Source organism: Paenibacillus sp. FSL M7-0802, assembly GCF_038004945.1.
Taxonomy (GTDB): domain Bacteria; phylum Bacillota; class Bacilli; order Paenibacillales; family Paenibacillaceae; genus Paenibacillus; species Paenibacillus polymyxa_B.
The window spans coordinates 3224038-3246283 of record NZ_JBBOSD010000001.1 but is presented as its reverse complement, the minus strand read 5'-3'; the positions used below and the strand labels follow the sequence as shown (position 1 = coordinate 3246283).

Genomic DNA, 22246 nt, shown 5'->3' with positions numbered 1-22246 from the left:
TTATTATTTTAAAATTTTCGCAATTCCTGTACAAGCTCCGATAGAGCTTCAGCAAACTCCGAGTCCGCATGGTGCTGAAGTAGGCTTTCAAAGTCAGGCAGTGCTTTCTTCAATAATCGATAGCTATAGTCATAATAACTCCAAAAAGCTACCGGATCATAACCGCGTGCTTCTTCCTCTTCCCACTCCAGTTCATCTTCTTCTGGATCGCTGTCTGCCGGCCATAGGTATTTTTCGTCCAGCAGCATGGTTAGAGATTCCACAGACTTCTGTGAATCCTCCTGTGCATTTTCCATGTCCAATGCTCCAACAACCGCATGGTACAGTTCCAACTCACTCAGCGTGATATCATCCGAATTTCTCGTATGCATATTACGCAATAAGAAAAGTAACACCCATGGCGTAACCTGCCACAGTGTGCCTTGATGCTCTATCAGATCAGCAATTGCTGCGTACTCCCCGTTGGATATCAATTGTGGCAACTCCGTGCCCCTACCATAAGGAGTAGTCAGGCGGTGCCATGGCACATCTGCAATTAGGAGATTATTCATCTTATGTGTATCCATAACCCCTCCTTCCTGGTCGGTATCTAAAACCTTCCCGATTTAAAAATGGAATACAGTAAAAAGGCAACCATTAAGAGAGCTACAACAAAGCCGATTTCAATGGCAGGTACATTCCACAGCATGGTCGCCTGATGATTCAGCGATGAACCGATAATCAGTCCGACCATAATAATGCTGAACGCTAACAACACGATACTGAATGACAGGCGGTTGCTGATCTGATCCAGCCTGCGCAGAAGCATTTCCAGCTCCGGCACAGTAACCTCCAGCTTAAGCTTGCCCTTGCTGATAATCGAGGCCAAATGTCTCGCCTGTCCTGGCAGTTCCATCAGCGTCTCCACCAGCTCGGTTGCACCACCCAGCAGCTTGCCTCGGATACGACGACCACTGAAGCGTTCCTTCAACAGCTTGTTACCAAAGGGCTCAGCCAAAGCGATAATACTGAGATCAGGGTCCAGATGCTCCACGACCCCCTCCAGTGTCAGCAACGCCTTGCCTAGCAACAGGACGTCCGACGGCAAACCAATCCGATGGCGCTGCGCTGCGCCAAATAGGTCGTTCAAAGCATCACCAATACTGACCTGTGAGAAAGGAACGTCTGAGTAATCTTCGCGTATCTTGTCCAGATCGGCACGCAGCGCATTCAGGTCGGTGTCCGGTTCGACCAGACCCAAACGTTCGATAGACCGAACCATGGCATCGGTATTTTTGCGCATCAGGGCAATAATGAGGGAAGCGAGATGATTCTTCATCTCTTCGCTCAGCCTTCCCGTCATGCCAAAGTCCAAATAAGCGAGACTGCCATTTTTCAGAACGAGTAAATTCCCCGGATGGGGATCGGCATGAAAAAAACCCTCCATAAAAATTTGATGCAGCATGCTGTTCACCAGCCGCTGCGCCAGTTCTTTCAAGTTATATCCACGGCGTAATAGCTCTTCACGACTACCTAAGTGAGTTCCGTCTAGAAACTCCATGGTCAGTATACGGGAAGAGGTATGATCCCAGTATATTTTCGGAATATAGATATGTGGGTCCTGCTCAAATTGGAGCGCAATCTTCTCTGTGTTACGGGCTTCATGGTTGTAATCCAGCTCCTGAATGAGCGATCTCCCCAGCTCCTCTACCATCTGGCGAAGCTGATACCGCTCTACCCATTCCCAGCGCTTGGCTGCCATAGCGGTCAGTTCCCGCAAAATGTCCAAATCTCGCCGAATAATGCGATTAACGCCAGGACGCTGGATTTTAATGGCGACCATTTCGCCGCTGTGCAGCTTGCCCAGATGCACTTGCCCGATCGAAGCAGCGGCCAGCGGAACATCGTCAAAACGAACCAGTATGTCCTCTAATGACGTGTCCAGCTCCTGCTCCAGAATGCCACGCGCTGTTTCAGATGAAAACGGCGGTACCTGATCCTGAAGCTTAACCAGCTCACGGATAATAGGCTCCGGCAGCAGGTCAGCACGTGTGCTTGCCAACTGTCCAAGCTTGATGAATGCAGGCCCCAGATCCTCCAGCACAAGTCGAATCCGTTCACCTAGCGTTTTGGACTCGGGAGTTTCTCTCGTCAGCCACTTGCGAGGCAATGACAGCAGCTGGAACAGTCCCATTTCTTCCACCATATAGCCAAAGCCATGACGCGCCAGCGCCATGGCAATTTCCCGGTAACGACCGGCGTGCTTCATACGAACCGCCATTTTAATCCAGCCGGTTCGCTTCTTCAGCGTCGCTCGAACCCGTAAGCGCCGCCTTTTCTTTTTCCAGCTCCGCTACCTGTTTTTCCAACAATGCCACACGTTGCTCCAAACTTGTAACATCATTTTCGGTAGGTACTTCCAGCTCCTGCAAAATGCGGCTAACCTGTTCGCGGATCACTGTTTTGAATTGTCCCTGTTCCTCTGCCCCTCGTTCGATCAGACGATCGACCAGCGCTTTGGATTCCGAGGGCGCAAGTTCTCCCCGGTTTACGAGATCCTCGACGGCTTTCTCCACCTTTTCTTTGCTGACAACGGTGAGGCCCCACCCCAATGAGATGGCTTTTTTGAACAAATCGCTCATAATATATCCTCCCCTACCTGTGATTACCTATAGTATAACCTGAAAAGGGGAGCCGCATAAAGCTCGCAGCTCCCCTTCCTCAATGAATGGAATGATCTATGTTTAACCTGGAAAGCGTCCAGCCCACTTGGCAGCCTGAAGCAGCAGCTTGCGGTATCCCTCGTGCTGGAAGCTTGGCTGATTATGTCCAGGCATCAAATAGACGACCCGACCCAAGCCATAGGACAGTGACCATGCCGCCGGCCACCACTCGCCCTCGTGTTCATATTCCATCAGTAGTGTTTTTTCAGTGAATGGATCAAAGTCAAAACGATACGGTTCCTCTTGGATCTCAAACGGCTCGATTCCTTCCATAATCGGATGATCCGGCGCCGTTACTTTGAAGGAAAGCGGTCCGGCAGCCGGATGCCGCAAAAAACGCGCCCCCATTAATTGTGCAATTTCATACCGTCCTTGCAATGTGATTCCGTTATGCAGCACAAGCAATCCACCCCCGCCGCTAACATAGGACAGCAATCCTGCTGTTTGTTGAGGAGACAGGACCTCCTTGCGGCTATCACAGTACGAGATACATAGATCGAATGGGGTTAGATTTTCCTTGAGCAGCATTTTACGATTCTCACTGCATTGTACGGTCATCCAATCCTGTAAAATATGGCTAATCTCTTCGTCCACCCCTTGCAGCGGGTGAAACTCCGGATACGAATAATCTCCTAACAACAATGCTTTTCTTTTTTCCATGATAAATCCTCCTTGCCTGACTTGTATATAAGGACTTTAAAGGCGGGACCCGTGTCATTTATTCTTGTTTGTGGGGTCAAAACGCTCAGAAAATTCCGTTTGGCCCTCATCCATTTCCCATAACACCGCCATCATTGTCCGAGCTACGGCATATATAAATAATTCTACAGACGGCCTATTAAATCCTTTAGCAGAAGATTATAGCATATATGTTCGCTCGGGATAAACTTATTTAAAACTTATTCAAAATTTATAAATCTGAACGATGGCGATTCGGCCTGTTTATGGTATACTCGTAAGAAAAAAAGTGCGTCCATGCTTGATTAACAATAAAGGGCCGCTTTTTGTAAGAATTTATGCTTGCGGTTATAGAATTGATAAGAATTGCCTCAAACCTTATACATTCTATAAATCTTAAAAAACCGGGGAGGTTGCATGAATGAAAAGGACTGGAATGACCCGGCCCTTGGACAGCTTGGGGCGAATTGTGCTACCTAAAGAGTTGCGCATGACGATGGAGATTGACATCGGCGATCCATTAGAGTTTTTTATTGAAGACCAGACACTCATGCTCCGTAAGTACAAATCAACCAACTGTATATTTTGCGGTTCGGTTGATACCAACACCTACTTTAAAGATCAGTTTATCTGCGATGAATGTGCAGCCTCGATGAAAACGGAAGATTTACTTCCGGTCACAGCGACTGAAACCCATTCACCCCCACTTAAGCAAAATATGCATATGAAAAAAATTTATCAGCGCACGGACGTTATTTTGGAGAAAATGAGAGAGCTTATGGAAGAACATCCAGCATCTTCACAAAAACAACTCGCCTCCATGCTTGGTGTGAGTCAGGGAAGGATTTCCCAACTGAAAAAGCTCATGTAAGCGAATCACCAAAAAAGTAATGTATACGCTTCCAAACTATGTAAGGTTTAAGTCTATTGATATTTAGAAAAGCCGGACCCTTTAGGGGAATCGGCTTTTTTTCGTTTTTATGAAGTAGTGGACTCGTTTGCAAAACTATTGACCGTAAGCCCGGCATTGTTCAACCCAGCGTGCTGCCGCTTTGGGAAGAGAAGCGAGATGAACATGCGTGTAGGCTGCCAAAAGGTTCCCTTTCGCATAGCCCTCGCTCTGGAGACCACGCATCCCCTTGGTTTGATAGGCGTAGGAGTAGGGGACGGATGATTCATCATAGTGCATGACAGAATAATGAAATTCATGTCCCCGAATGGTCTCTCCAGCCTCCAGCAGCAAGCAATCCTGCAAAGCGGTTGCTTCCCGGTATCCCAGTGCGGCCCGTTTCTCTTGCATGCGGACGTCCGACGGAATAACCCCGGCCATGTGATGGGCATTACCCATACGATCCGTAAGTGTCCGTGCCAGTACCATATAACCGCCGCATTCGGCGAATACTGGCATATCCCGGCTCACCGCGTTGCGGATATCTTCCAAAAAGCCTGTATTTGCAGCGATATCTGCGGCAAACTCTTCGGGGAAACCGCCGCCCAGATATAGGCCGCTTGCCTGCTCAGGTACGCGTTCTCCCGCCAGAGGACTGAAATAGACAATCTCCGCTCCCGCCTGACGTAGCAAATCCATATTTTCCGAGTAGTAAAAATTGAAAGCCGCGTCTCTGGCGACGGCGATGACGGGACGTCCCCCGGTATCAGCTTCATGCCCTACTGATGGAAGCCGATCTGGGGAAAATAATGGGTGATCAGGCGGGCTGGGCGGCGGAGCCGAATCTGCCAATGCCCGCAGTGCATCCAGATCCGTACCCGCGCGGATCAGCTCTGCCGCCCGTTGGAAAAGCGGCTCCAGCTCGCCGCGTTCCACAGCAGGTACTAAACCCAGATGACGCTCGGGAATATCCAGCCCGTCATCACGCTTTAACCAGCCGAGCACGGGGATGCCGCACTCCTGCTCAATCGCCTTTTTGACGATGCCATAGTGCCCTTGGCTACCGCAGCGATTCACAATTACGCCCACAATGCGCAGCTTGGGCTCCAAGCGCTGAAAGCCGAGCACAATAGCGGCGGCGCTTCGTGCCATACTGCGCACGTCGACCACCAGCAATACAGGGCTGTCCGTCAGCATGGCGATCTCAGCGGTCGAGCCGGTGTTGCTGAGCGGGTCCTTGCCGTCATACAGCCCCATGACGCCTTCAATCACGGAAATATCCGCGCCTTCAGAAGCACGGATAAAGATTTCACGCACCGTATCTGGTGAGGTCATCCATGAATCCAGATTACGGGAAGAAGTCCCGGTCGCGGCAGTATGATAGGTCGGATCAATATAATCCGGTCCGCACTTAAAACCCTGCACTCGCAGGCCGCTATCGGCGAACGCCTTCATCAGCCCGAGGGTAACCGTCGTTTTGCCTGCGCCGCTGCCTGTGCCAGCAACAACAATACGGCTTCTGCGCGTAGCGGCAGATGGATCAGACTGTACAGCAGCCTGCTTCATGACGTCAGTCATAGGAAACCCGCGCTACAGACAACGTCATATTGCCGCTTTTTTTCTTCTCCAGCAGCCAATGGTCTGCACCAGAAGACAACAAGGCTGAAGGTTCGCTGACCCCATATGCGCCAGTGTATTTGAAGACGGTTTCCGATGGATTGGGAAGCTGCACCGTATTCAGCTCTGACGGAGTATACGTCACCAGTTCCCAACCGTATTTGGCGCAAAGAGCAAGTAAGCCCTCTTCGTCCTTTTTCAGATCAATAGTGGCAATATTCCGTACGCTTTTCACGGACAAACGCAGTTCTTGCAAGGTGTCCAGCACACCCGCCTCCAGCTCCTCTAATGCAGTCCCACGGTTGCAGCCGATGCCAAGCACCAAGCTTTTCGGACGGTACAGCACGCCATTAGAAAGAAGCTGCTCCTCTTCCTCCGGCTCCAATAAACGGTCACTCACGACCAACGCGGCGTTAAATGGTTCTTGTAATGCTTCTGCCGTTGAAGCATATACCTTGATATGTCCAGGTACAGGCTTGTCATAACGCCACCAGTTCCGTTCGCCTGTCTCTTGTATGAGCGCAACAGGCTCCTCGTTCACAACAGCGGCGCTCACAGGAGTGGCCTTGTCGAAGCTATCGACCACCCATCCCAATTCCCGACCAAACATGTCCACCGGAATCGTGCCCTGCACGTCTGATGCAGTCGTGATTACAGCACGTGCGCCTAGTACAGTCGCTACATGGCGGGTCAATTCATTGGCGCCACCCAAATGGCCAGACAATACGCTAATGACATGCTCGCCTCGATCATCAATGACAACTACCGCTGGGTCTACCTTTTTATCCACCAAAATTGGTGCAATCATACGAACTACTGCACCGAGAGAAATAAACAAAATAATACCGTTATATTGTTTAAATAAATCCGGCAAAATCAGCTTGACTGAGCCTTCGAACAACTGAATGCCACGCTCCTGCTCGTCGCCACGCTCAAACTTGGACATGTAATACACATCCGTGCCCGGAAAGCTGGCTCCCAAATTGCGAACCATTTCCACTCCATGCTTCGTGATCGCCACAGCGGCAAATGGATTACTCACCGGACTTCACTCCCTTCCGGTAGCCATGGGTGAACGACTTGTCGTACAGCTTGGAACGATGCGCATCCTTGTCCACCAGTCCCGGGTCCAGCGCCCAGCCTGCCAGAATCATGGCATGCATCGTAATGCCTGCTGCACGCAGATCAGCTGGCAATTGGGCAAGCGTCGTGCGTACGATCTTTTGATCCGGCCAGGTCGCCCGCTGTACAACCGCTACAGGCGTGTCCTCGCTCCAGCCTGCCGCCAGAAACTCAACAACTACCTTCTTCGCCAGCGTTGCGCTGAGGAATAAGGCCACTGTGCAGTGATGGGAAGCCAAATCACGCAGCTTTTCCCGATCTGGTACAGGTGTACGGCCTTCGGCACGCGTCAGAATGACGGTCTGCGTCAGGTCAGGCACAGTTAGCTCTGCACCCAACACGGCCGCAGAAGCAAAGACCGAGCTGACGCCCGGCACGATTTCGTATGCTACTCCGCGCTGCTTCAGCAACACCATTTGCTCCAAAATGGCACCGTACACTGCCGGATCGCCTGTATGTACGCGAGCTACACTGCGTCCAGCCTGCACAGCCTCGCTCATGATCTCGACCTGCCGCTCCAGGTCCATGCCTGAGCTTTGCAGTACCTGCGCCTCTGGTTTGGCCGTGGCAATCAACTCGTCGTTCACGAGTGAATCCGTGTACAATACCACATCGGCCGTGCGTAGAATCCGGGAGCCTTTGACAGTAATCAACTCCGGGTCGCCGGGACCTGCTCCTACAATATATACTTTGGGCTCCAACGTCATTTGCTCACCACCATTAAACTCAAATATTCAAGTTCCTGTCCGCGCAGCTCACGTGCGTTGCGCCATACCATTTCATAAGGAGAAGTGACCTTGGTAATGACAGAAGCACGGTCCCCAAGATGGAGTTCATCCAGCACATCCAAAATCAAATCCAGCACCTTGGCAACCTTGATAAACACGACCGTATCGTGATTCTCAATCGCCCGCTTCATCGCTTCCCGATCATCCGTAGCCGGAATAATACCGACCTGCTGATCTCCGTCTGCCAAAGGCAATTCCAGCGCTGCCGCCGCCCCCAACACAGACGAAATGCCCGGAATAGATACAATCGGCACCTCAGGATGGAGATCCTTCATGAGCCGTGCCAAATGAATAAAGGTACTGTACAGATTAGGGTCTCCCTCTGTGACAAAGGCTACATCCTTGCCTTGACTCAGTGCCTCCCAGCAAGCAACCACCGTTTTGTTCCATTCACGCTCCAGTACAACCGGGTCCTTGGTCATTGGAAAAATGAGTCCCAGCATCTCCTTTTCCTCCGGGTTGACGTACAACTCCACGATCTCGTGAGCATACGACTTACCTCCCCGGCGTTTCTTCGGATAAGCCACAACTGCACATTCCTGAATCATGCGATACGCCTTGACTGTAATCAGCTCGGGATCACCCGGCCCCACGCCTACGCCGTAAAGTGTTCCTGTTGCCGCTGTATTCATGCTGTCTCTCTCCCCCTCTTGAATTACCAGCTTACTCCCCTGCTACTTCATCAGCCACGTCCACCACCGGCTGTCCTGTAATAACATATATCGGATTGAGTCCATCAAAACGAGTCATATTCAAAATCGGCTTGCTACGCGCTGTTTGCAGTAACGTCACCGAAGTATCGAGTCCTGCTGCTTGCATCGCCTTCATACCGTCATGCAACGTCTCAATCGTTGCAGCATTCACTACAATTCGTCCATCCTTACGTAGACGGGAAGCACACAGACGAATCAGCTCAGCCAATTCTCCCCCGCTCCCACCGATAAACACCGCATCCGGGTCTGGCAGATCTTCCAATCCGGCAGGCGCTTTGGCATGAATGACCGGGAAATCGGTACGGAATTTGATTTTGTTTGCTTCGACATTAGCCAGATCGCCTTCATTCTTCTCAATGGCAAATACTTGCCCATACCTGGCCAGCCGCGCACATTCCACCGCTACAGAGCCGGAGCCTGCGCCGATATCCCATACGATGCTTCGTTCGGTCAGACGCAGCTCGGACAAGCTGAATACGCGTACTTCACGCTTCGTGATCAGCCCTTTTTCCGGCTTGCGCTGGTGAAATTCTGCATCCTCGAAGCCAAATCCCCGACGAATTGCAGGCACGTCTTCTCCCTTACGGCGGCGTAAAATAACCACATTCAATGGTTGGAACGTTCTCTGTGCCATCTCTTCCAGCGTATAATGCTGATACGCCTCATCCGGTCCGCCCAAATGCTCGCCGACAAAGGCATCATATTCCGTCATGCCATAATGCAGCAAATAGGCAGCGACTGTGGCGGGATGATTTCGGTCATCCGTTAGCAGCGCGACCTTGTTCTGTCCGTCGATCCGCTGCGCCAATCCGGTCATCGGACGGCCGTGTACGCTTTCCAGCACCGCATCCTGCCAGCTTTCACCGAGACGCGCAAACGCCAGCTGAACCGAGCTGAGATGCGGCAAAATATCCAGATGTTCAGCCCCCAGCTTGGCAGACAAATAACCTGCAATTCCAAAAAAAAGCGGATCGCCTGACGCAAGCACGACAATATCCTTGTCCTTGCGCAACCGTCCCAATTCTTCTACCACGGCAGATAAGCCGCTCTTTAATGTTCGTTTTTCCCCTGCGAATGCCTTGAAAAAGGCTAGCTGGCGTTCTCCACCAACCAGCAGGTCGGCACGCTCAATGTGCTCCAGCGTCTCCTGCGACAGACCTGCCGCTCCATTTTCACCGATACCAATGACACGAATCACTCTACTCACCGACTCTCGCCCTCCCCAGCACGTTCCCTTTCATCGTTACCAGTACCATTTCCACGACAATTCCACCACCTGCATGGTCCAGACAATGCTGACATCCATAGGTACACAGCTTTTCAAAAAAGCTCAGCGCATTCGCTTCGGTCATCATATCTGCCACCTGCGTAGCTGTATTCGCCTCTGCCACTGCCGCTGCAAGCGACTCGTCCACACCTGCTTCACGCGCGACCTCAGCCAAAAAGCCAAAGTCCACCGGTGCGCTCTTGGAGTGAACCATCATGACACCTTGAGCTACCTTCGACAGCTTGCCGGGCATACCGACGAGAATAATCTTTTTCATTCCCAGCCGTTTCCCGTGCTTAATGGCAAAGCCGACAAAATCCCCCATCTGAATAAAGGCCTCTTCCGTCAGCTGATCGTACATTTGCATGGCATATTTTTCACTGCTGCCACCTGTGGTCAGGACTATTTCCTGGCAGTTCATCGCTTGCGCAACCGATATGGCCTGCACGACACTGGCTTTATAAGCTGACGTGGAAAACGGAACGACCACTCCACGCGTGCCTAGTATGGAAATACCGCCAAGAATGCCAAGTCGCCCATTCAACGTTTTCTTGGCAATTTCTTCACCGTCCGGTACGCTGATGACGACACGGACACCTTTGGCCGATCCGTGCTCTTCAAGCACGCCTGTCACAGCCTCCGTAATCATCCGGCGCGGCACCGGATTAATCGCTGCTTCCCCGACAGGCACAGGCAGACCGGGCTTCGTTACCCGCCCCACGCCGATGCCACCGTCCAGCTCAATGCCCGGCTCCTCCCGCCAGCTAACAGAGGCGCTAATTCTCGCCTGATGCGTGGCATCTGGGTCATCGCCACCGTCCTTGATCGTCGTGCAGGAAGCTTCGTCCGCGTCCAACACAGGCTCAATCAGCTCAAACGCATGATCAAAGCCCGCGGGCAGCGATATCACTGCTTCCTTCGGCGGAATGCCCGTGATGAGCAGTTGTACCGCTCCTTTGGCCACTGCAGCCGCACAAGCTCCAGTCGTAAAGCCTGACCGCATCGGCTTGTCAGGTGCGGGAGCTTCACCGCTTTTCATCCGTTTGGGCCTGTCGACGGACGCCGCTTCCTTTTCCATGCCAATTCCTCCTTAACCTCTTCTGCTGATCATACTCCAATTCATTTCATGATACAGCAAACGGACAACCGCATCTAGCGGACAGCCATTAAGGAGATCGCATTCAATGCTGCTACGACAATTGTACTGCCGCCCTTGCGTCCAATATTCGTAATGAACGGAATATCCAGCTTGCGCAGCTCGTCCTTGGATTCTGCCGCCGAGACGAAGCCTACGGGCATGCCAATTACCAGTCCGGGCTTAGCTGCTCCTTCTTTCACCAGACGAATTAACTCCAGCAACGCTGTCGGCGCATTACCAATGGCATAGATACCGCCTTCGCCCGCCTGAATCGCTTTGCGCATCGAAATAATGGCGCGTGTCGTATTCAGCCTTTTCGCTTCTTCCATGACGTCAGGGTCAGATATGTACACATGCACATCCCCACCAAATTGACGGATACGATCCTTGCTCAGCCCCGCTTGAATCATTTGCACATCCGCCACTACCTGCTGTCCTGCACGAATCGCTGCAACCCCGGCTTCAATCGCTTTTGGATGAAACACCATACTGCGGCCCAGCTCAAAATCAGCAGATGCATGAATGACACGCTGTACAACGGGATATTGCTCTGCTGTAAAAGGATGCTCTCCCAGTTCTTCTGTGATCATCTCGAAGCTTTTGCCTTCAATCTCCTGCGGCTGTACCGTTAGCGGTTTGAAATCTGTTTTAAAATCCATCGTATCGACCACTCCCTTATGGAAAATCAGAAAATTAAATTAGCTTAGAACATTAAAGTTACCTATTGTTCCACTACGCAGTCGGATGGTGCTTCCCATCGCCACCGCCCCCGGATTCCTTGAATAAAACCTATGATCAGCGTAGAAATCCGGGGACAAAAGCGACCGCTACGCTTGTACAGCACCATTCCGACTACTCCGTTTTATGTTCATTTTTCAAGTTCGTCTTATATAGGGAAAATGACATTCATGTTAAGGAGTTACAAACACCTCTACACAAAAACTGCACATTTTAAGATGACTATATTTTAAATACACGCCAGAAATCGTTCTGAATTCATCGGATTGACTGGACCGACCAACTTCATAGGCTTATGTCTTAAAGCACAGACTCCTCTTTGTCTATACGCAGTGCGTCGATGACTCCGTCGAAATGATCAAATACTGTGCCAAATTCCACTTCCGGCCTGGAAATCAAAAGTACGTGAATCCCCAGCTCCAATGCAGATTGAACCTTTTCATCCACTGCTCCCGTGCGTCCGCTTTCCTTGGTGACCATCACGGTCGTGCCATAGTGCTTGTACAATGCTTCATTCATCTCGCGGGAAAAGGGTCCCTGCATGGCAATAATATTCTTTTGCTCCATGCCCAGTTCGCTGCATTTCTCCATATTGTCCAAGCGCGGCAGCATGCGTGCAACCAGACGAATCTCAGGGTCTCCGAGTAAATGCTTGGTGAACGTGCCGAGCGTCTTACTGCCTGTCGTAAGCATTACAGAGCCTTTGAGTTGCTTCGCTTCTAATGCGGCCTCTTCATAGGAAGACACGATGTGGAGCAACGGATGATTGTCATATACCAGTCCCGTTCGCTCGTAGCGAATATAAGGAACTCCGGATACGCGAGCGGCTGTCATCGCATTCGCATGTGCTTCTTCTGCAAAAGGATGACTGGCATCAACGACGGCCAGTATTCCCTGCTCCCGAATCATTGCAGCCATTTCATCGGCTGTCATTCGGCCTGTACGTACGTCTAGTCCCACTTCGGACAAGCTGGCTGCCGCGCTTTCGGTTACGACCGAGGTCAATACGTTGAAGCCATTGTCACGGATTTGCAGCGCCAATTCCCGAGCGTCGCTCGTTCCGCATAGCATGAATATCATGAGCCCTTCACCTGCCCGCTTCCGTTCACTACAGATGGCGTATGTGAATGCTCGTGATGGTGATCATGGTCATCATGGCTGTGAGCATGGACATGCTCATGAGTGTGATCGTGGCTGTGTGTATGGTGATCATGATGATCGTGCTCATGTGCATGATGATGATGTTCATGGTCGTGCTCATGCTCATGATGGTGATCATGATCGTGATGGTGATCGTGGTCATGATCGTGGTGATGATGGTGGTGCTCCTGCGCCTCCAGACGGAACTGGCAGTTATCACAATTGGCCGTAACCTTGCCAAACAAGCCTTCCTTAGCTCGCTCCAGCACCAGTTCAATCAATTGGGGATGGAAACCAAAATATCCGCCCATCTCCACTTGTAATGCAGGGTGAGCCTCGGCAAATTCCTGGGTCATTTCTCCGATGCGCTTAATCAGCACACCCGTGAACAGAAAATAGGGAAGCACAATAATCTTTTTGGCCCCCAATCGTACACAACGCTCCAATCCATCGGGAAAAGAAGGCTGCGTCACACCGATAAAGCTGCTCTCTACCCACGTATAAGAAAGCTGCTCCCACAGCATACGGGTGATTTTGAAAAAGTCACTGTTCGCATCTGGATCGCTACTTCCGCGTCCTAACACAAGTACCGCCGTTTCTTCGTCGGATACCTCGGGAAATGCCTCTACAGCGCTATTCATTCCCGCTGGAATCGCAACCGGACGGGCCTCTTTCAAGCGGCTTTGCAGAATGCTGACGATTTTCTCGTGAACGCCAATCGGGCGTCCGTATACAAATTCCACCTGCGGATATTTTGCTTTTGCCCGGTCAATAGCCATCGGAATATCAATTTTGGCATGTACCGCTGCAAACAAGATAATCGGAATAAGAACGACACGCGTCGCCCCTTTCTCCACACATGTTTGCATCCCTTCAGCAATGCTGGGACGTGCCAACTCCAAGAAACAGGTTTCCACGCACATATCCGGTACCCGGTCTGCCACTGCCTGTGCAAATTCCAGCAGCTCCTGGTTCCCCTCCGGGTCCCGACTTCCATGTCCAACCAACAATATTGCATCCACTGCTGTTTTTTCCTCCTCTTTAATAGGGATAACCTGCATGACGCCCTATTTTATATATATGCTTGTATCCAGTTCATCAGGCCTTCATTCCATTAATCACCACAAACCGCATTCACTTCTACCGTTGCTGGTGCATCTTCATGCCGGAAACCCGCAACGACGCCTACACGTTTAAAAAATTTATGAAAACGCTCATTCGGATGCCCTTTTTCCTTATATTCAGCAATGACGTTCTCCACGATATCAGTAATCTGATCACCCGGAATTCCTTCCGCTACGGGCTGAGCGGCATGAGCATTGCGACCGAATTTTTTGCCACCGAGGAAGAGGTCGTATCCTCCCTTGCGATAGACGATTCCGATATCCTCCAGCACCGCTCCATAGCAGGCCATACCGCATCCGTTCAAAGCAATACTCGTTTCCTTGGGTGCCTGTAACCCGCCAAGTACAACCTGTAGATGCTCAGCCACAGGCACAGCGTCATCCTTCTCCATATTGCAGAAGTCGCACGCCTTCACCTTAAACACATCGCCAATCGGCATGACAATGAATCGTTCATCCCGCAGCCGTCCGACCAGTTCCTCGGGGTCTGCACACGGCACGCGCAGCACGATCTGATGATCTGGCGTGTATTCCAGCTCGCCGTCATCACCCGCTACCTCGGCGAGCAGCGCCATCTGACGAGCGGTGAACTTCTTGTTTCCCACACCCGGGGAAACGCCCACCTCAAACAGCGCAGGCTTGCCAAAGCCGCCTGTCGCCATTCCAGCCGTAGCCCCCGCTCCGGCCACCGCTGACGTTCCGGCGGTACTCTCGGCGGTAGGCGCTTGCCCGCTCCAGCGAGCGTTGGCTGCGCCAGGCAGCTTGCCGCCGACAGCGAGGCGGCTTAGTGCCTCTGCCGCCAGCGATGCTGGGGCTGCGCCGGTTTGCACAGCATTCGTTGCCTGCACGGCAGCCATCGCTTGCGGGCGTGCCTGCGTCGCAACCGCAGCGCCGCTCGCGGAGGGTCCAGCGGGCGTAGTCGGGGCTGCGCTTGCCTGCGGTGTATCCTCTTGTGCGCCCAGCGACCACGGCTCCGCTTCCGTGCGGAGACGCTGGTGCGGCTTGAGTGCCTGCTCGGTCGCATCTAATGTGTATTTGCGCTGATATCCGCGCGGAGTCACGATCAAGCCGTCATACACTGTCGTCGAGGAATTGCCGATGATTACAGTCGTCAGCATCCCAATGTCATGGTTCAGCATATCTTCCAGCGTCGTTACAATAACTTGCTGACGTTCACGATAAGCACTTTTCACCAACCCGACTGGAGTTTGCGGATCGCGGTAACGCAGCAAAATGGACTGCGTCTCCACAATCTGGCGGGTACGCCGACCACTGCGCGGGTTGTATAATGCAATCACAAAATCGGCCGAAGCCGCTGCTTCTACGCGCTTCACAATCGTTTCCCATGGGGTCAGATGATCACTCAGACTGATCGTGCACGCATCATGCATAACTGGCGCCCCCAACAGTGATGCACAGGACTGAATAGCCGAGATCCCCGGTACGACTTCTACCTCAACCCCGTCCTCGCGTCGCCAGCCTTTTTGCATCAGCACCTCATACACCAGCCCTGCCATACCATAGACTCCCGCATCTCCACTGGAAATGACAGCTACCTTCTTGCCCATCTCTGCTTGGCGAACCGCCTCCTGTGCACGGCTCACTTCCTCTGTCATTCCTGTGCGTACAATCTCCTGTCCGTTCAACAACGGACGGATCAAATCAACGTAGGTATTGTAGCCGATAATGACCTCACTTTCGGCCAGCGCATCCAGCGCCCGTTTTGTGATATGTTCCATATCTCCTGGTCCAAATCCAATCACCAGCAATTTTCCTAATGGGCTCATCGTGCTCCTCCTATTCATCCTTTTCAGGGCAGCTATGCTATCTATTTCAATGATTTATGCACATCGTGTAACTCAAAAAAACCCCATCCTGCCCGGATGGGGTTTCTATGTACGCATCTCTCATCAGACGAACAAACAGCGTAAGAAGACACTATTTGTCTTCCTCCAGCCTGCCGTTGTTTTCCATCTGACTGTTTACGCTTCAAACGCTGCTGCACGTTCATATCCACGCAAACCTCTAGCCAACATGGAAAAAGCAACGTGTGCCTGATTTCCTGATTTCGTACACCCATCCTCTCCACGAAGGTTAACGGTGCATACAGATCAAGGTAGGTCTCCTGGCTTGGCATCAACGGATTCTTTCGTCTTCCCCGTTTTTCACGAGTGACCATTTTAAAAAATCCTCTTCCTTACAGTGGCGGGACCGCTCGGGATTTGCACCCGATTCCCTGTTACCCTTTGCTCAACCGCAAAGGCACCTTGTCTGTCCGCTATTTGATTATGGGTCTTATCATAACCTTGCCTCAATCAGTTGTGCAAGCACGAAAAACGCTTTATTTCAAGTTCTCTGCTTTATTTTTTAACATATGTAGCAATTCGTCCGGGTCCGCAGAGATACTTAATAACGCTGGGTGCTCGGCCCCGGTAAACCCTTCTTGCACGCTATGACGCACCATTTCTACTAACGGGTCAAAATATCCATTCACATTCAACAGCCCAATGGGCTTGCGATGAATCCCGATTTGCGCCCAGCACAATACCTCGAATAGCTCCTCGAAGGTTCCCAAGCCACCCGGAAGAGCGATAAACGCATCGGCCATCTCGCTCATTGCCGCTTTACGCTCATGCATGCTTGCTACCTCAATAAATTCGGTAACTCCCCGATGAATGATCTCTGCATCAAATAATAGGGTGGGCATAATGCCAGTGACCTGACCGTCACCCGCCAGCATTCCATCCGCCACCTCTCCCATCAGCCCCCTGCTAGAGCCACCATAGATCAGACGGATATGATGACGAGCCATGGCTTCCCCCAGCTTGCCTGCAGCCTCAACATATACCGATGAATGTCCAGGTCTGGACCCGGCAAATACGCAAATAGAATTCATTAACGTCTCAGCTCCTGTCCTAAGTATCATGCATCGAAACTTATTCATTATATTAGATAAACATTTTCGCTATAACAAAAATCTTTGTCGATGCATGTCCAACAAAAAAAGATAAAGACCTCGTAGGCCCTTATCTTTATTTTACTCTGTATCCCAAAATATAAGTTCATTTTTTAGCATACTGCATTTATAATTTCTATCTCATTTCAATGACCATTCACGATCTTCAGACCACAGCCATGCACCGAATCGTTATGTTCAAAATATTTACCCAGCTCCACCATCATCGCGCCCATGCGCTCTTCGGTTGGAAACACGACTCGGTCAATCCCTTCTTCCACAATGGACTGTGCAGTCACCTTCCCTACGGATACAGCAATCACATCCTCACGAAAAGCTTCCAGTAACTCCTCGATTCGATTTTGCTCTCTGGCATATTGGGCCAAAAATCGGATTTGCGGACCACTTGTAAACGTAACAGCATCAACATTACGATGGATAACATCCTCCAGTAACGCCTGCAATTTTGCTTCCTCAGGTGGGATATGCTTATAAGGAAGTACCTGGCGGGTCACTGCCTCCTGCTCGTCCAGCCACTTTACCAACCGTGGAGCTGGATCGCCATGCAGTTGCAACAGTACTTCCTTCCCCTTCAGATCGTATGGGGCGAAAGCTCCTGTCAATCCGATCAAACTTCCGTCCTCGTCTCGTACTGCTGGCGTAAAGCCACGCTTTTTGAGTCCATTGACCGTCTTGTAGCCCCGCGCTGCAATGTTGGAAGATTGCAGCAACTCCATGATCTGTTCGGCCACGCCCATATCCTCTGCCATATCAAACAGGGCATCCAGCCCCATACCTGTCGTGAAGATGTACCAGTCCGGAGGGTGCTTCACCCACGATACAACAGCGTTGCGCAGCTCGATATCATCCAAAAAAACGGTGCCCTGGGCCGGGCGCTGTACTGGCTCACCCCCCATCTTCACAACTAGCAGCGCCATTTCTTCTGCTTTACGGGGACCAGCAAGAGCGACTCTCTTACCTGCCATGCGTTGTGCCATTCTGTTGCCTCCCTTGTAGAAGTCGTATTTCTTTCTACCAAGTATACAATCAGAGGGGTAAAAGACAAATAAGAATTACTTTTCCGATAAATACAGTAATCTTATAAGTGGTCGTGTCCTGTTCTGCCTCCATGCTGGCTTTCTTTCTGACTACTGCTATCCCGCTCTCCGTTAGATGCCTTATCATCTCCGCCTCTCCCTTTAGATTTGGGTCGGAGCAACATCCATAGCAACAAGGGCATGATAACAAAAAAAATGATCATCACCGCGGTCCACTCCCGGCTGAAATCATAAATTTGCACGATGTTGGAGAACAGCATAAACGAACAGACGTAACCCAACAAACCTACGGGCCAAACCATCAGACTTCCCCATGCATGGGCAAACATACGCTTTACTGCCAAACTGGTAACGTACAGGTCAACCCCAATCTTCGTAAGAAAGGTCGGTACGGTCAGTGCGGCCACGAACAAGTCGAACCGATCCAGAAAGTCCGTTAGCTGCAATTGACGCACTAGTTCATAGGATGGATAAAATAGCCGGGACAAGATAGGAACACCAATAACCAACTCCGACAGCAACATCAGCATGGTCAGAAATGCGGTTCCGAGCAAATGCCCATACCACGCACTACGCCCATTATAGCTCTTCCCAGAAATCACAAAGGGAACCATCATGATATCGGCCATATATCCCAGCATGCGCCAACTGCCCTTGATCACTCCATCTACTTCCGGATGTAAATAGGGTCTCAATACCGAAAAATCCATATTACGCCCGAAAAAAAGCGGCATGGTCAGCAGCGTCAGAATCAACAAAGGTACAAAAATCTCGGTCATATTCACGATGGTGCTTATTCCGCCTTTGGCCATAAACGCCAGAGTCAAAAGCAAAATAAGAGATACGACAACAATCGGAGTCAGCGGCAAAAGTACAACCTCCACCAAATCCGTGATAACTCTCAAATCCCGTGCAAAAATGATCAGAAATAAAATAAGGTAGACTGCAAGCAGCATACGTCCTAGCACAGGGTGAGAGCTCACCATGGCCTGCATCAGGTCCTGATCAGGAAAACGCCGCTTGAGTCTCAACATGGCCCAAATCGGCAAGCATAGCACGATAGCTGCAATTACACATGTCCAGTAGGCATGTTGATTCGCGTAATCTGCTGCCTGCGCCGGAGCATGTATAAGGGTAATAGCGACCTCCATCAATACACCAAGCAGCACGATTTGTCTGGTTGTGAACTGTCTCATGCAGGTACATCCTCCTTTTGCCCGCAGGCATCCATTACACGATTTACAACGTAGGGGGGAGCCACATGTCAATAAAACGGGCCAGCCATGTAGCCACATAAACAGTGCTCTTCGTTGATGTTCCGTAAATCCAGACACCAATGCTAATGACATACAATACGCGTGAGATCCAGCGATTGACGGCAGGCGCATCCCTAATACTTTTGCGGTCAATCAGATACATGAAGAGCATAGCCAGCAATAAAGGTAATAGAAATACTTTATTCATTCTGGATTTGCTCCTTTTTGACCCCGAATGGTTTGGTGACCGCACCGATATTTTCAATATGCACGACCGGATCTATAGTGACCTCCACCTTGGGATACAGTTGATCCCATTGAGGTTTAATCCGTTCCCATTCATCCGGATGACTCGTAATAATAGCCCGGCCCAAACCAAGTACGTCTGAGTGATATTTTTGCTGGATCACCTTGACACCCTCTCCCAGCTCCCTCTTAATTTCCTCGGCTGTCTGCTGTTCCAGCCACTTCAAATTTTCCTCGTTGGAAATATCGAAATCCGTCTCATTTTCCTTCACATTCCCGTTACAGTTCATATGAACGGTCATGCGAATATCGTTCCCACGAATATATGGCTTGATATGGACATTATTTTCGATGAGGTGTACAGATATGTAGCCTCTACCTTTGGGAGGGTGGATAAATATTTCTGTCTCCTTGGCTTGCTCCATACCCAAAAGCAGGAATCGACTGAGGTGGTTATCTATAATCCCTGTTAACCTGTCTTTCCGAAATACAGCTAGCCCATCGACCTGAATATTTGTCTTCTTGTCTTTAAGATTAGAGGGGCCATTCTTCACCAGAGACATCACCGGCACCACCGGGTCAATACCATCCAGCAGGACGGAATTTATCAGCAGCTTAACAGAACGAGGTTTTTTCATATAGGAATAGTTGAGCTCACGAACCATTTCTGCCGGATATTGCTCAATCGGGGCATCTGCCTGAAGCACTTCCATCGCTGATCCCTTCGTAATAACAACCAGGGAAGACAGACGGTTTTGCGGAATACGCGCCAGTACATCCATCATTTTGTTAATCCCTTCCCGCGCCAGCGTCTCACCGAACAGCAGCACCCGTCGATGGGAGTAATTCAGCGTTCGCGAAACCGCACGCTGTTCCTCGGTGCTTGCTCCCCGGAAGCTTAGGCCTGTTTTGGACTCCAGGTAGTAGGATTTCGTACCACTTGTACCTCCCCCTCCTCCTGTACTGCCCGAAGATCCAAGTTGTCCGGGTAAAGCGATTTGCATCGTTACCCGGTATTGATCGCCTTCTTTATCCAGACCCGTGCCCATCACAAAGGCCACATCGTTCACTTCACGGCGATCCCAGCATCCTCCCAAAAGAACAGAACAAAGCAGCAGACAACAGAGCACAGCCGCTTTACGTATTTGTTGTGCATCGGATTTGGGCTTCATCACCATCCCTCCTCGGTTGTAGGCGATCCATTCATCTTTTCCTTCGCTCGTTTGTTGTTGTCTTTACCAATCCAGGAAGGACGTTTAGTCATTTTCCACCAAGGCGCACGAACGACGATATCCTTTTGATCCATATGTTTGTATGGGCTATATCCGCTCATATAAGGAACACCAAACGATGTTAGCTTGGTTAGATGCGTAGCAATCAGCGTTGTCGCAATAATGATCCCAAACAATCCGAATAATCCCGCCATCAGCATAATTGGAAATCGTAGCAGACGAACCGTGATGGCAAAGTTAAAACGCGGGATGGTAAACGACGCAATACCTGTGAGCGACACAATAATGACCATCGGGGCCGATACAATCCCTGCTTGTACAGAGGCCTGACCGATGACGAGCGCTCCAAGGATACTGACAGCCTGACCGACCGTTTTGGGGAGACGAATCCCCGCTTCTCGTAACGCTTCAAAGGAAATTTCCATCATTAGTGCTTCCACCAAAGCGGGGAAAGGGATAGACTCACGCGCTGCCGCAATACTCAAAATAAGCGTCGTCGGCAGCATATCATGATGATAGGTCGTCACCGCTACATATAATGCAGGCAGAAAGAGAGCCAATATGAGAAAAAGAAAACGAATCCAGCGCACCATATTACTGATAAAAAAGCGCTCGTAATAGTCTTCGCTCGCTTGCATCATCTGCCACATCGTGACTGGCCCAATCAGGGCAAAGGGCGTTCCGTCTACAAAAATAGCAAAACGTCCTTCCAATAATTGCGCAGTGACGGTATCCGGGCGTTCGGTGTATTCCATTTGCGGAAACGGCGAAAACGGGTGATCTTCAATCAGTTCCTCAATATATCCAGTCTCCAGAACACCATCAATTTTAATATCGCTAAGCCTTTTTTTAACATCCTCCACCAGTTTTGGATCTATGATCCCTTCAATATAAGTAAGGACGACGCTCGTTTGAGTTTCTGTTCCGATGGTCATGCTGTACATCTTGAGCTTGGAGGTTTTCAATTTGAAACGTAACAGTGCCGTATTGACGCGAAGTGTCTCTGTGAATCCTTCACGCGGTCCACGAATAACCGATTCGGTCTGCGGTTCCTCCACTCCACGGCGGACACCCCCCTTGGCGCTAAAAATATACGCACGAGGCGTGCCATCTACAAACAAGGCGGCATTGCCGTCCAGTATCGCTGCCGATACCATCTTCCATTCGTCCATCGTTTTGGTCTGGGACATGGAGATACGAGTTTCATCCAGCGGCTCCAATTTGCCGTTCACTTCAGGGTCCTTGAGCATCATGCCCAGAATGACAGGCCGCAGAATATGGTCCTGCAAATCCTCCGATTTTACCGTACCTTCAAAATAAGCCAATAACCCTTTGCGTTCAGGGGAAATCATGAGCTCTCGATAGACGATATCAGAGCAATCCTTGAAAATATCACGCAAAGCAATCAAATTGTCTTCCACACTGCTACGCAGCGGCTGTTCTAGCCATGAAGACTCAGGCAGTCCTTTAGGCACATTGAAATTTCGTGTCTTGCGGTCTGCGGCTGGAATCGCTCGCCGGCTCCACGGTGGCTTCGGCAACTTGGGAAAGCGCCCTTTCTTCATCGTTATTCCCCCTTTAC

General features: G+C 50.7%; 21 protein-coding genes and 1 riboswitch. Of the genes, 1 reads left to right on the top strand and 20 read right to left on the bottom strand.

Going from position 1 to position 22246, the window contains the following annotated elements:
- Positions 1 to 8: 8 nt before the first annotated feature.
- From MHB54_RS15090 to MHB54_RS15075, 4 genes are all read right to left on the bottom strand, one after another.
- Positions 9 to 566: a hypothetical protein gene (locus tag MHB54_RS15090; protein WP_340981697.1), complete on the bottom strand. Its 558-nt coding sequence runs from the start codon at positions 564 to 566 to the stop codon at positions 9 to 11.
- A gap of 23 nt (positions 567 to 589) precedes the next feature.
- Entirely contained in the window at positions 590 to 2260 is a 1671-nt protein-coding gene (locus MHB54_RS15085) for an ABC1 kinase family protein (protein ID WP_023990781.1), read from the bottom strand.
- A gap of 1 nt (position 2261) precedes the next feature.
- Positions 2262 to 2621: a phasin family protein gene (locus MHB54_RS15080; RefSeq protein WP_013312404.1), complete on the bottom strand. Its 360-nt coding sequence runs from the start codon at positions 2619 to 2621 to the stop codon at positions 2262 to 2264.
- Positions 2622 to 2723: 102 nt separating this feature from the next.
- Positions 2724 to 3362, bottom strand: a complete 639-nt coding sequence (locus MHB54_RS15075) for a ThuA domain-containing protein (RefSeq protein WP_023990782.1) — start codon at positions 3360 to 3362, stop codon at positions 2724 to 2726.
- A gap of 439 nt (positions 3363 to 3801) precedes the next feature.
- On the opposite strand from MHB54_RS15075, the gene MHB54_RS15070 reads away from it, so the two are divergent.
- Entirely contained in the window at positions 3802 to 4251 is a 450-nt protein-coding gene (locus tag MHB54_RS15070) for an AbrB/MazE/SpoVT family DNA-binding domain-containing protein (protein WP_075154870.1), read from the top strand.
- A 135-nt stretch (positions 4252 to 4386) separates the two neighbouring features.
- Here the strand turns inward: MHB54_RS15070 and MHB54_RS15065 are convergent, their stop codons facing one another.
- From MHB54_RS15065 to MHB54_RS14990, 16 genes are all read right to left on the bottom strand, one after another.
- On the bottom strand, positions 4387 to 5847 hold the full coding sequence (locus MHB54_RS15065; protein WP_023990784.1) for a cobyrinate a,c-diamide synthase: 1461 nt from the start codon (positions 5845 to 5847) through the stop codon (positions 4387 to 4389).
- Complete coding sequence (locus MHB54_RS15060; protein WP_075154872.1) at positions 5840 to 6928, bottom strand: cobalt-precorrin 5A hydrolase; 1089 nt, start codon at positions 6926 to 6928, stop codon at positions 5840 to 5842. Before MHB54_RS15060 ends, MHB54_RS15065 begins: the two co-directional genes overlap by 8 nt.
- The gene (gene cobM / locus MHB54_RS15055; protein ID WP_053326306.1) at positions 6921 to 7715 is read right to left on the bottom strand and encodes a precorrin-4 C(11)-methyltransferase; all 795 of its coding nucleotides are present in this window, start codon (positions 7713 to 7715) and stop codon (positions 6921 to 6923) included. The genes MHB54_RS15060 and cobM overlap by 8 nt, the downstream gene beginning before the upstream one ends.
- The gene (gene cobI, locus MHB54_RS15050; RefSeq protein ID WP_023990787.1) at positions 7712 to 8428 is read right to left on the bottom strand and encodes a precorrin-2 C(20)-methyltransferase; all 717 of its coding nucleotides are present in this window, start codon (positions 8426 to 8428) and stop codon (positions 7712 to 7714) included. The genes cobM and cobI overlap by 4 nt, the downstream gene beginning before the upstream one ends.
- A gap of 31 nt (positions 8429 to 8459) precedes the next feature.
- Positions 8460 to 9716 carry a bifunctional cobalt-precorrin-7 (C(5))-methyltransferase/cobalt-precorrin-6B (C(15))-methyltransferase gene (locus tag MHB54_RS15045; protein ID WP_068938981.1) on the bottom strand — a complete coding sequence of 419 codons (1257 nt, stop codon included), beginning with the start codon at positions 9714 to 9716 and terminating at the stop codon, positions 8460 to 8462.
- Positions 9709 to 10854 carry a cobalt-precorrin-5B (C(1))-methyltransferase gene (locus MHB54_RS15040; protein WP_023990789.1) on the bottom strand — a complete coding sequence of 382 codons (1146 nt, stop codon included), beginning with the start codon at positions 10852 to 10854 and terminating at the stop codon, positions 9709 to 9711. The genes MHB54_RS15045 and MHB54_RS15040 overlap by 8 nt, the downstream gene beginning before the upstream one ends.
- Before the next feature lie 74 nt (positions 10855 to 10928).
- Positions 10929 to 11573, bottom strand: coding sequence for a precorrin-8X methylmutase (locus MHB54_RS15035; protein ID WP_013312413.1), 645 nt, complete (start codon positions 11571 to 11573; stop codon positions 10929 to 10931).
- A 379-nt stretch (positions 11574 to 11952) separates the two neighbouring features.
- Positions 11953 to 12732: a precorrin-6A reductase gene (cobK, locus tag MHB54_RS15030; protein ID WP_053326309.1), complete on the bottom strand. Its 780-nt coding sequence runs from the start codon at positions 12730 to 12732 to the stop codon at positions 11953 to 11955.
- A complete protein-coding gene (locus MHB54_RS15025; RefSeq protein ID WP_068938982.1) occupies positions 12729 to 13814 on the bottom strand; it encodes a sirohydrochlorin chelatase in 1086 nt (361 codons plus the stop codon). Before MHB54_RS15025 ends, cobK begins: the two co-directional genes overlap by 4 nt.
- A gap of 92 nt (positions 13815 to 13906) precedes the next feature.
- The gene (gene cobJ, locus MHB54_RS15020; protein ID WP_053326311.1) at positions 13907 to 15703 is read right to left on the bottom strand and encodes a precorrin-3B C(17)-methyltransferase; all 1797 of its coding nucleotides are present in this window, start codon (positions 15701 to 15703) and stop codon (positions 13907 to 13909) included.
- Between the two features lie 311 nt (positions 15704 to 16014).
- A riboswitch (cobalamin riboswitch) is annotated at positions 16015 to 16200 on the bottom strand.
- Positions 16201 to 16257: 57 nt separating this feature from the next.
- Positions 16258 to 16812 (bottom strand): LOG family protein, encoded by a 555-nt coding sequence (locus MHB54_RS15015; protein ID WP_023990794.1) that lies wholly within the window; start codon positions 16810 to 16812, stop codon positions 16258 to 16260.
- Between the two features lie 206 nt (positions 16813 to 17018).
- Complete coding sequence (locus MHB54_RS15010; RefSeq protein WP_023990795.1) at positions 17019 to 17870, bottom strand: uroporphyrinogen-III synthase; 852 nt, start codon at positions 17868 to 17870, stop codon at positions 17019 to 17021.
- 101 nt (positions 17871 to 17971) lie between these two features.
- Positions 17972 to 19126 (bottom strand): GerAB/ArcD/ProY family transporter, encoded by a 1155-nt coding sequence (locus tag MHB54_RS15005; RefSeq protein ID WP_023990796.1) that lies wholly within the window; start codon positions 19124 to 19126, stop codon positions 17972 to 17974.
- A gap of 43 nt (positions 19127 to 19169) precedes the next feature.
- Positions 19170 to 19394, bottom strand: coding sequence for a hypothetical protein (locus MHB54_RS15000; protein ID WP_023990797.1), 225 nt, complete (start codon positions 19392 to 19394; stop codon positions 19170 to 19172).
- The gene (locus MHB54_RS14995; protein WP_023990798.1) at positions 19387 to 20604 is read right to left on the bottom strand and encodes a Ger(x)C family spore germination protein; all 1218 of its coding nucleotides are present in this window, start codon (positions 20602 to 20604) and stop codon (positions 19387 to 19389) included. The genes MHB54_RS15000 and MHB54_RS14995 overlap by 8 nt, the downstream gene beginning before the upstream one ends.
- Entirely contained in the window at positions 20604 to 22229 is a 1626-nt protein-coding gene (locus tag MHB54_RS14990; protein ID WP_023990799.1) for a spore germination protein, read from the bottom strand. Before MHB54_RS14990 ends, MHB54_RS14995 begins: the two co-directional genes overlap by 1 nt.
- Between the last annotated feature and the right edge of the window lie 17 nt (positions 22230 to 22246).

Excerpts from the sequence above, each read along its gene's own strand:
- MHB54_RS15090 (WP_340981697.1), bottom strand. The coding sequence starts at position 566 with ATGGATACACATAAGATGAATAATCTCCTAATTGCAGATGTGCCATGG.
- MHB54_RS15085 (WP_023990781.1), bottom strand. The coding sequence starts at position 2,260 with ATGGCGGTTCGTATGAAGCACGCCGGTCGTTACCGGGAAATTGCCATG.
- MHB54_RS15080 (WP_013312404.1), bottom strand. The coding sequence starts at position 2,621 with ATGAGCGATTTGTTCAAAAAAGCCATCTCATTGGGGTGGGGCCTCACC.
- MHB54_RS15075 (WP_023990782.1), bottom strand. The coding sequence starts at position 3,362 with ATGGAAAAAAGAAAAGCATTGTTGTTAGGAGATTATTCGTATCCGGAG.
- MHB54_RS15070 (WP_075154870.1), top strand. The coding sequence starts at position 3,802 with ATGAAAAGGACTGGAATGACCCGGCCCTTGGACAGCTTGGGGCGAATT.
- MHB54_RS15065 (WP_023990784.1), bottom strand. The coding sequence starts at position 5,847 with ATGACTGACGTCATGAAGCAGGCTGCTGTACAGTCTGATCCATCTGCC.
- cobM (WP_053326306.1), bottom strand. The coding sequence starts at position 7,715 with ATGACGTTGGAGCCCAAAGTATATATTGTAGGAGCAGGTCCCGGCGAC.
- cobI (WP_023990787.1), bottom strand. The coding sequence starts at position 8,428 with ATGAATACAGCGGCAACAGGAACACTTTACGGCGTAGGCGTGGGGCCG.
- MHB54_RS15040 (WP_023990789.1), bottom strand. The coding sequence starts at position 10,854 with ATGGAAAAGGAAGCGGCGTCCGTCGACAGGCCCAAACGGATGAAAAGC.
- MHB54_RS15035 (WP_013312413.1), bottom strand. The coding sequence starts at position 11,573 with ATGGATTTTAAAACAGATTTCAAACCGCTAACGGTACAGCCGCAGGAG.
- cobK (WP_053326309.1), bottom strand. The coding sequence starts at position 12,732 with ATGATATTCATGCTATGCGGAACGAGCGACGCTCGGGAATTGGCGCTG.
- cobJ (WP_053326311.1), bottom strand. The coding sequence starts at position 15,703 with ATGAGCCCATTAGGAAAATTGCTGGTGATTGGATTTGGACCAGGAGAT.
- MHB54_RS15015 (WP_023990794.1), bottom strand. The coding sequence starts at position 16,812 with ATGAATTCTATTTGCGTATTTGCCGGGTCCAGACCTGGACATTCATCG.
- MHB54_RS15010 (WP_023990795.1), bottom strand. The coding sequence starts at position 17,870 with ATGGCACAACGCATGGCAGGTAAGAGAGTCGCTCTTGCTGGTCCCCGT.
- MHB54_RS15005 (WP_023990796.1), bottom strand. The coding sequence starts at position 19,126 with ATGAGACAGTTCACAACCAGACAAATCGTGCTGCTTGGTGTATTGATG.
- MHB54_RS15000 (WP_023990797.1), bottom strand. The coding sequence starts at position 19,394 with ATGAATAAAGTATTTCTATTACCTTTATTGCTGGCTATGCTCTTCATG.
- MHB54_RS14995 (WP_023990798.1), bottom strand. The coding sequence starts at position 20,604 with ATGAAGCCCAAATCCGATGCACAACAAATACGTAAAGCGGCTGTGCTC.
- MHB54_RS14990 (WP_023990799.1), bottom strand. The coding sequence starts at position 22,229 with ATGAAGAAAGGGCGCTTTCCCAAGTTGCCGAAGCCACCGTGGAGCCGG.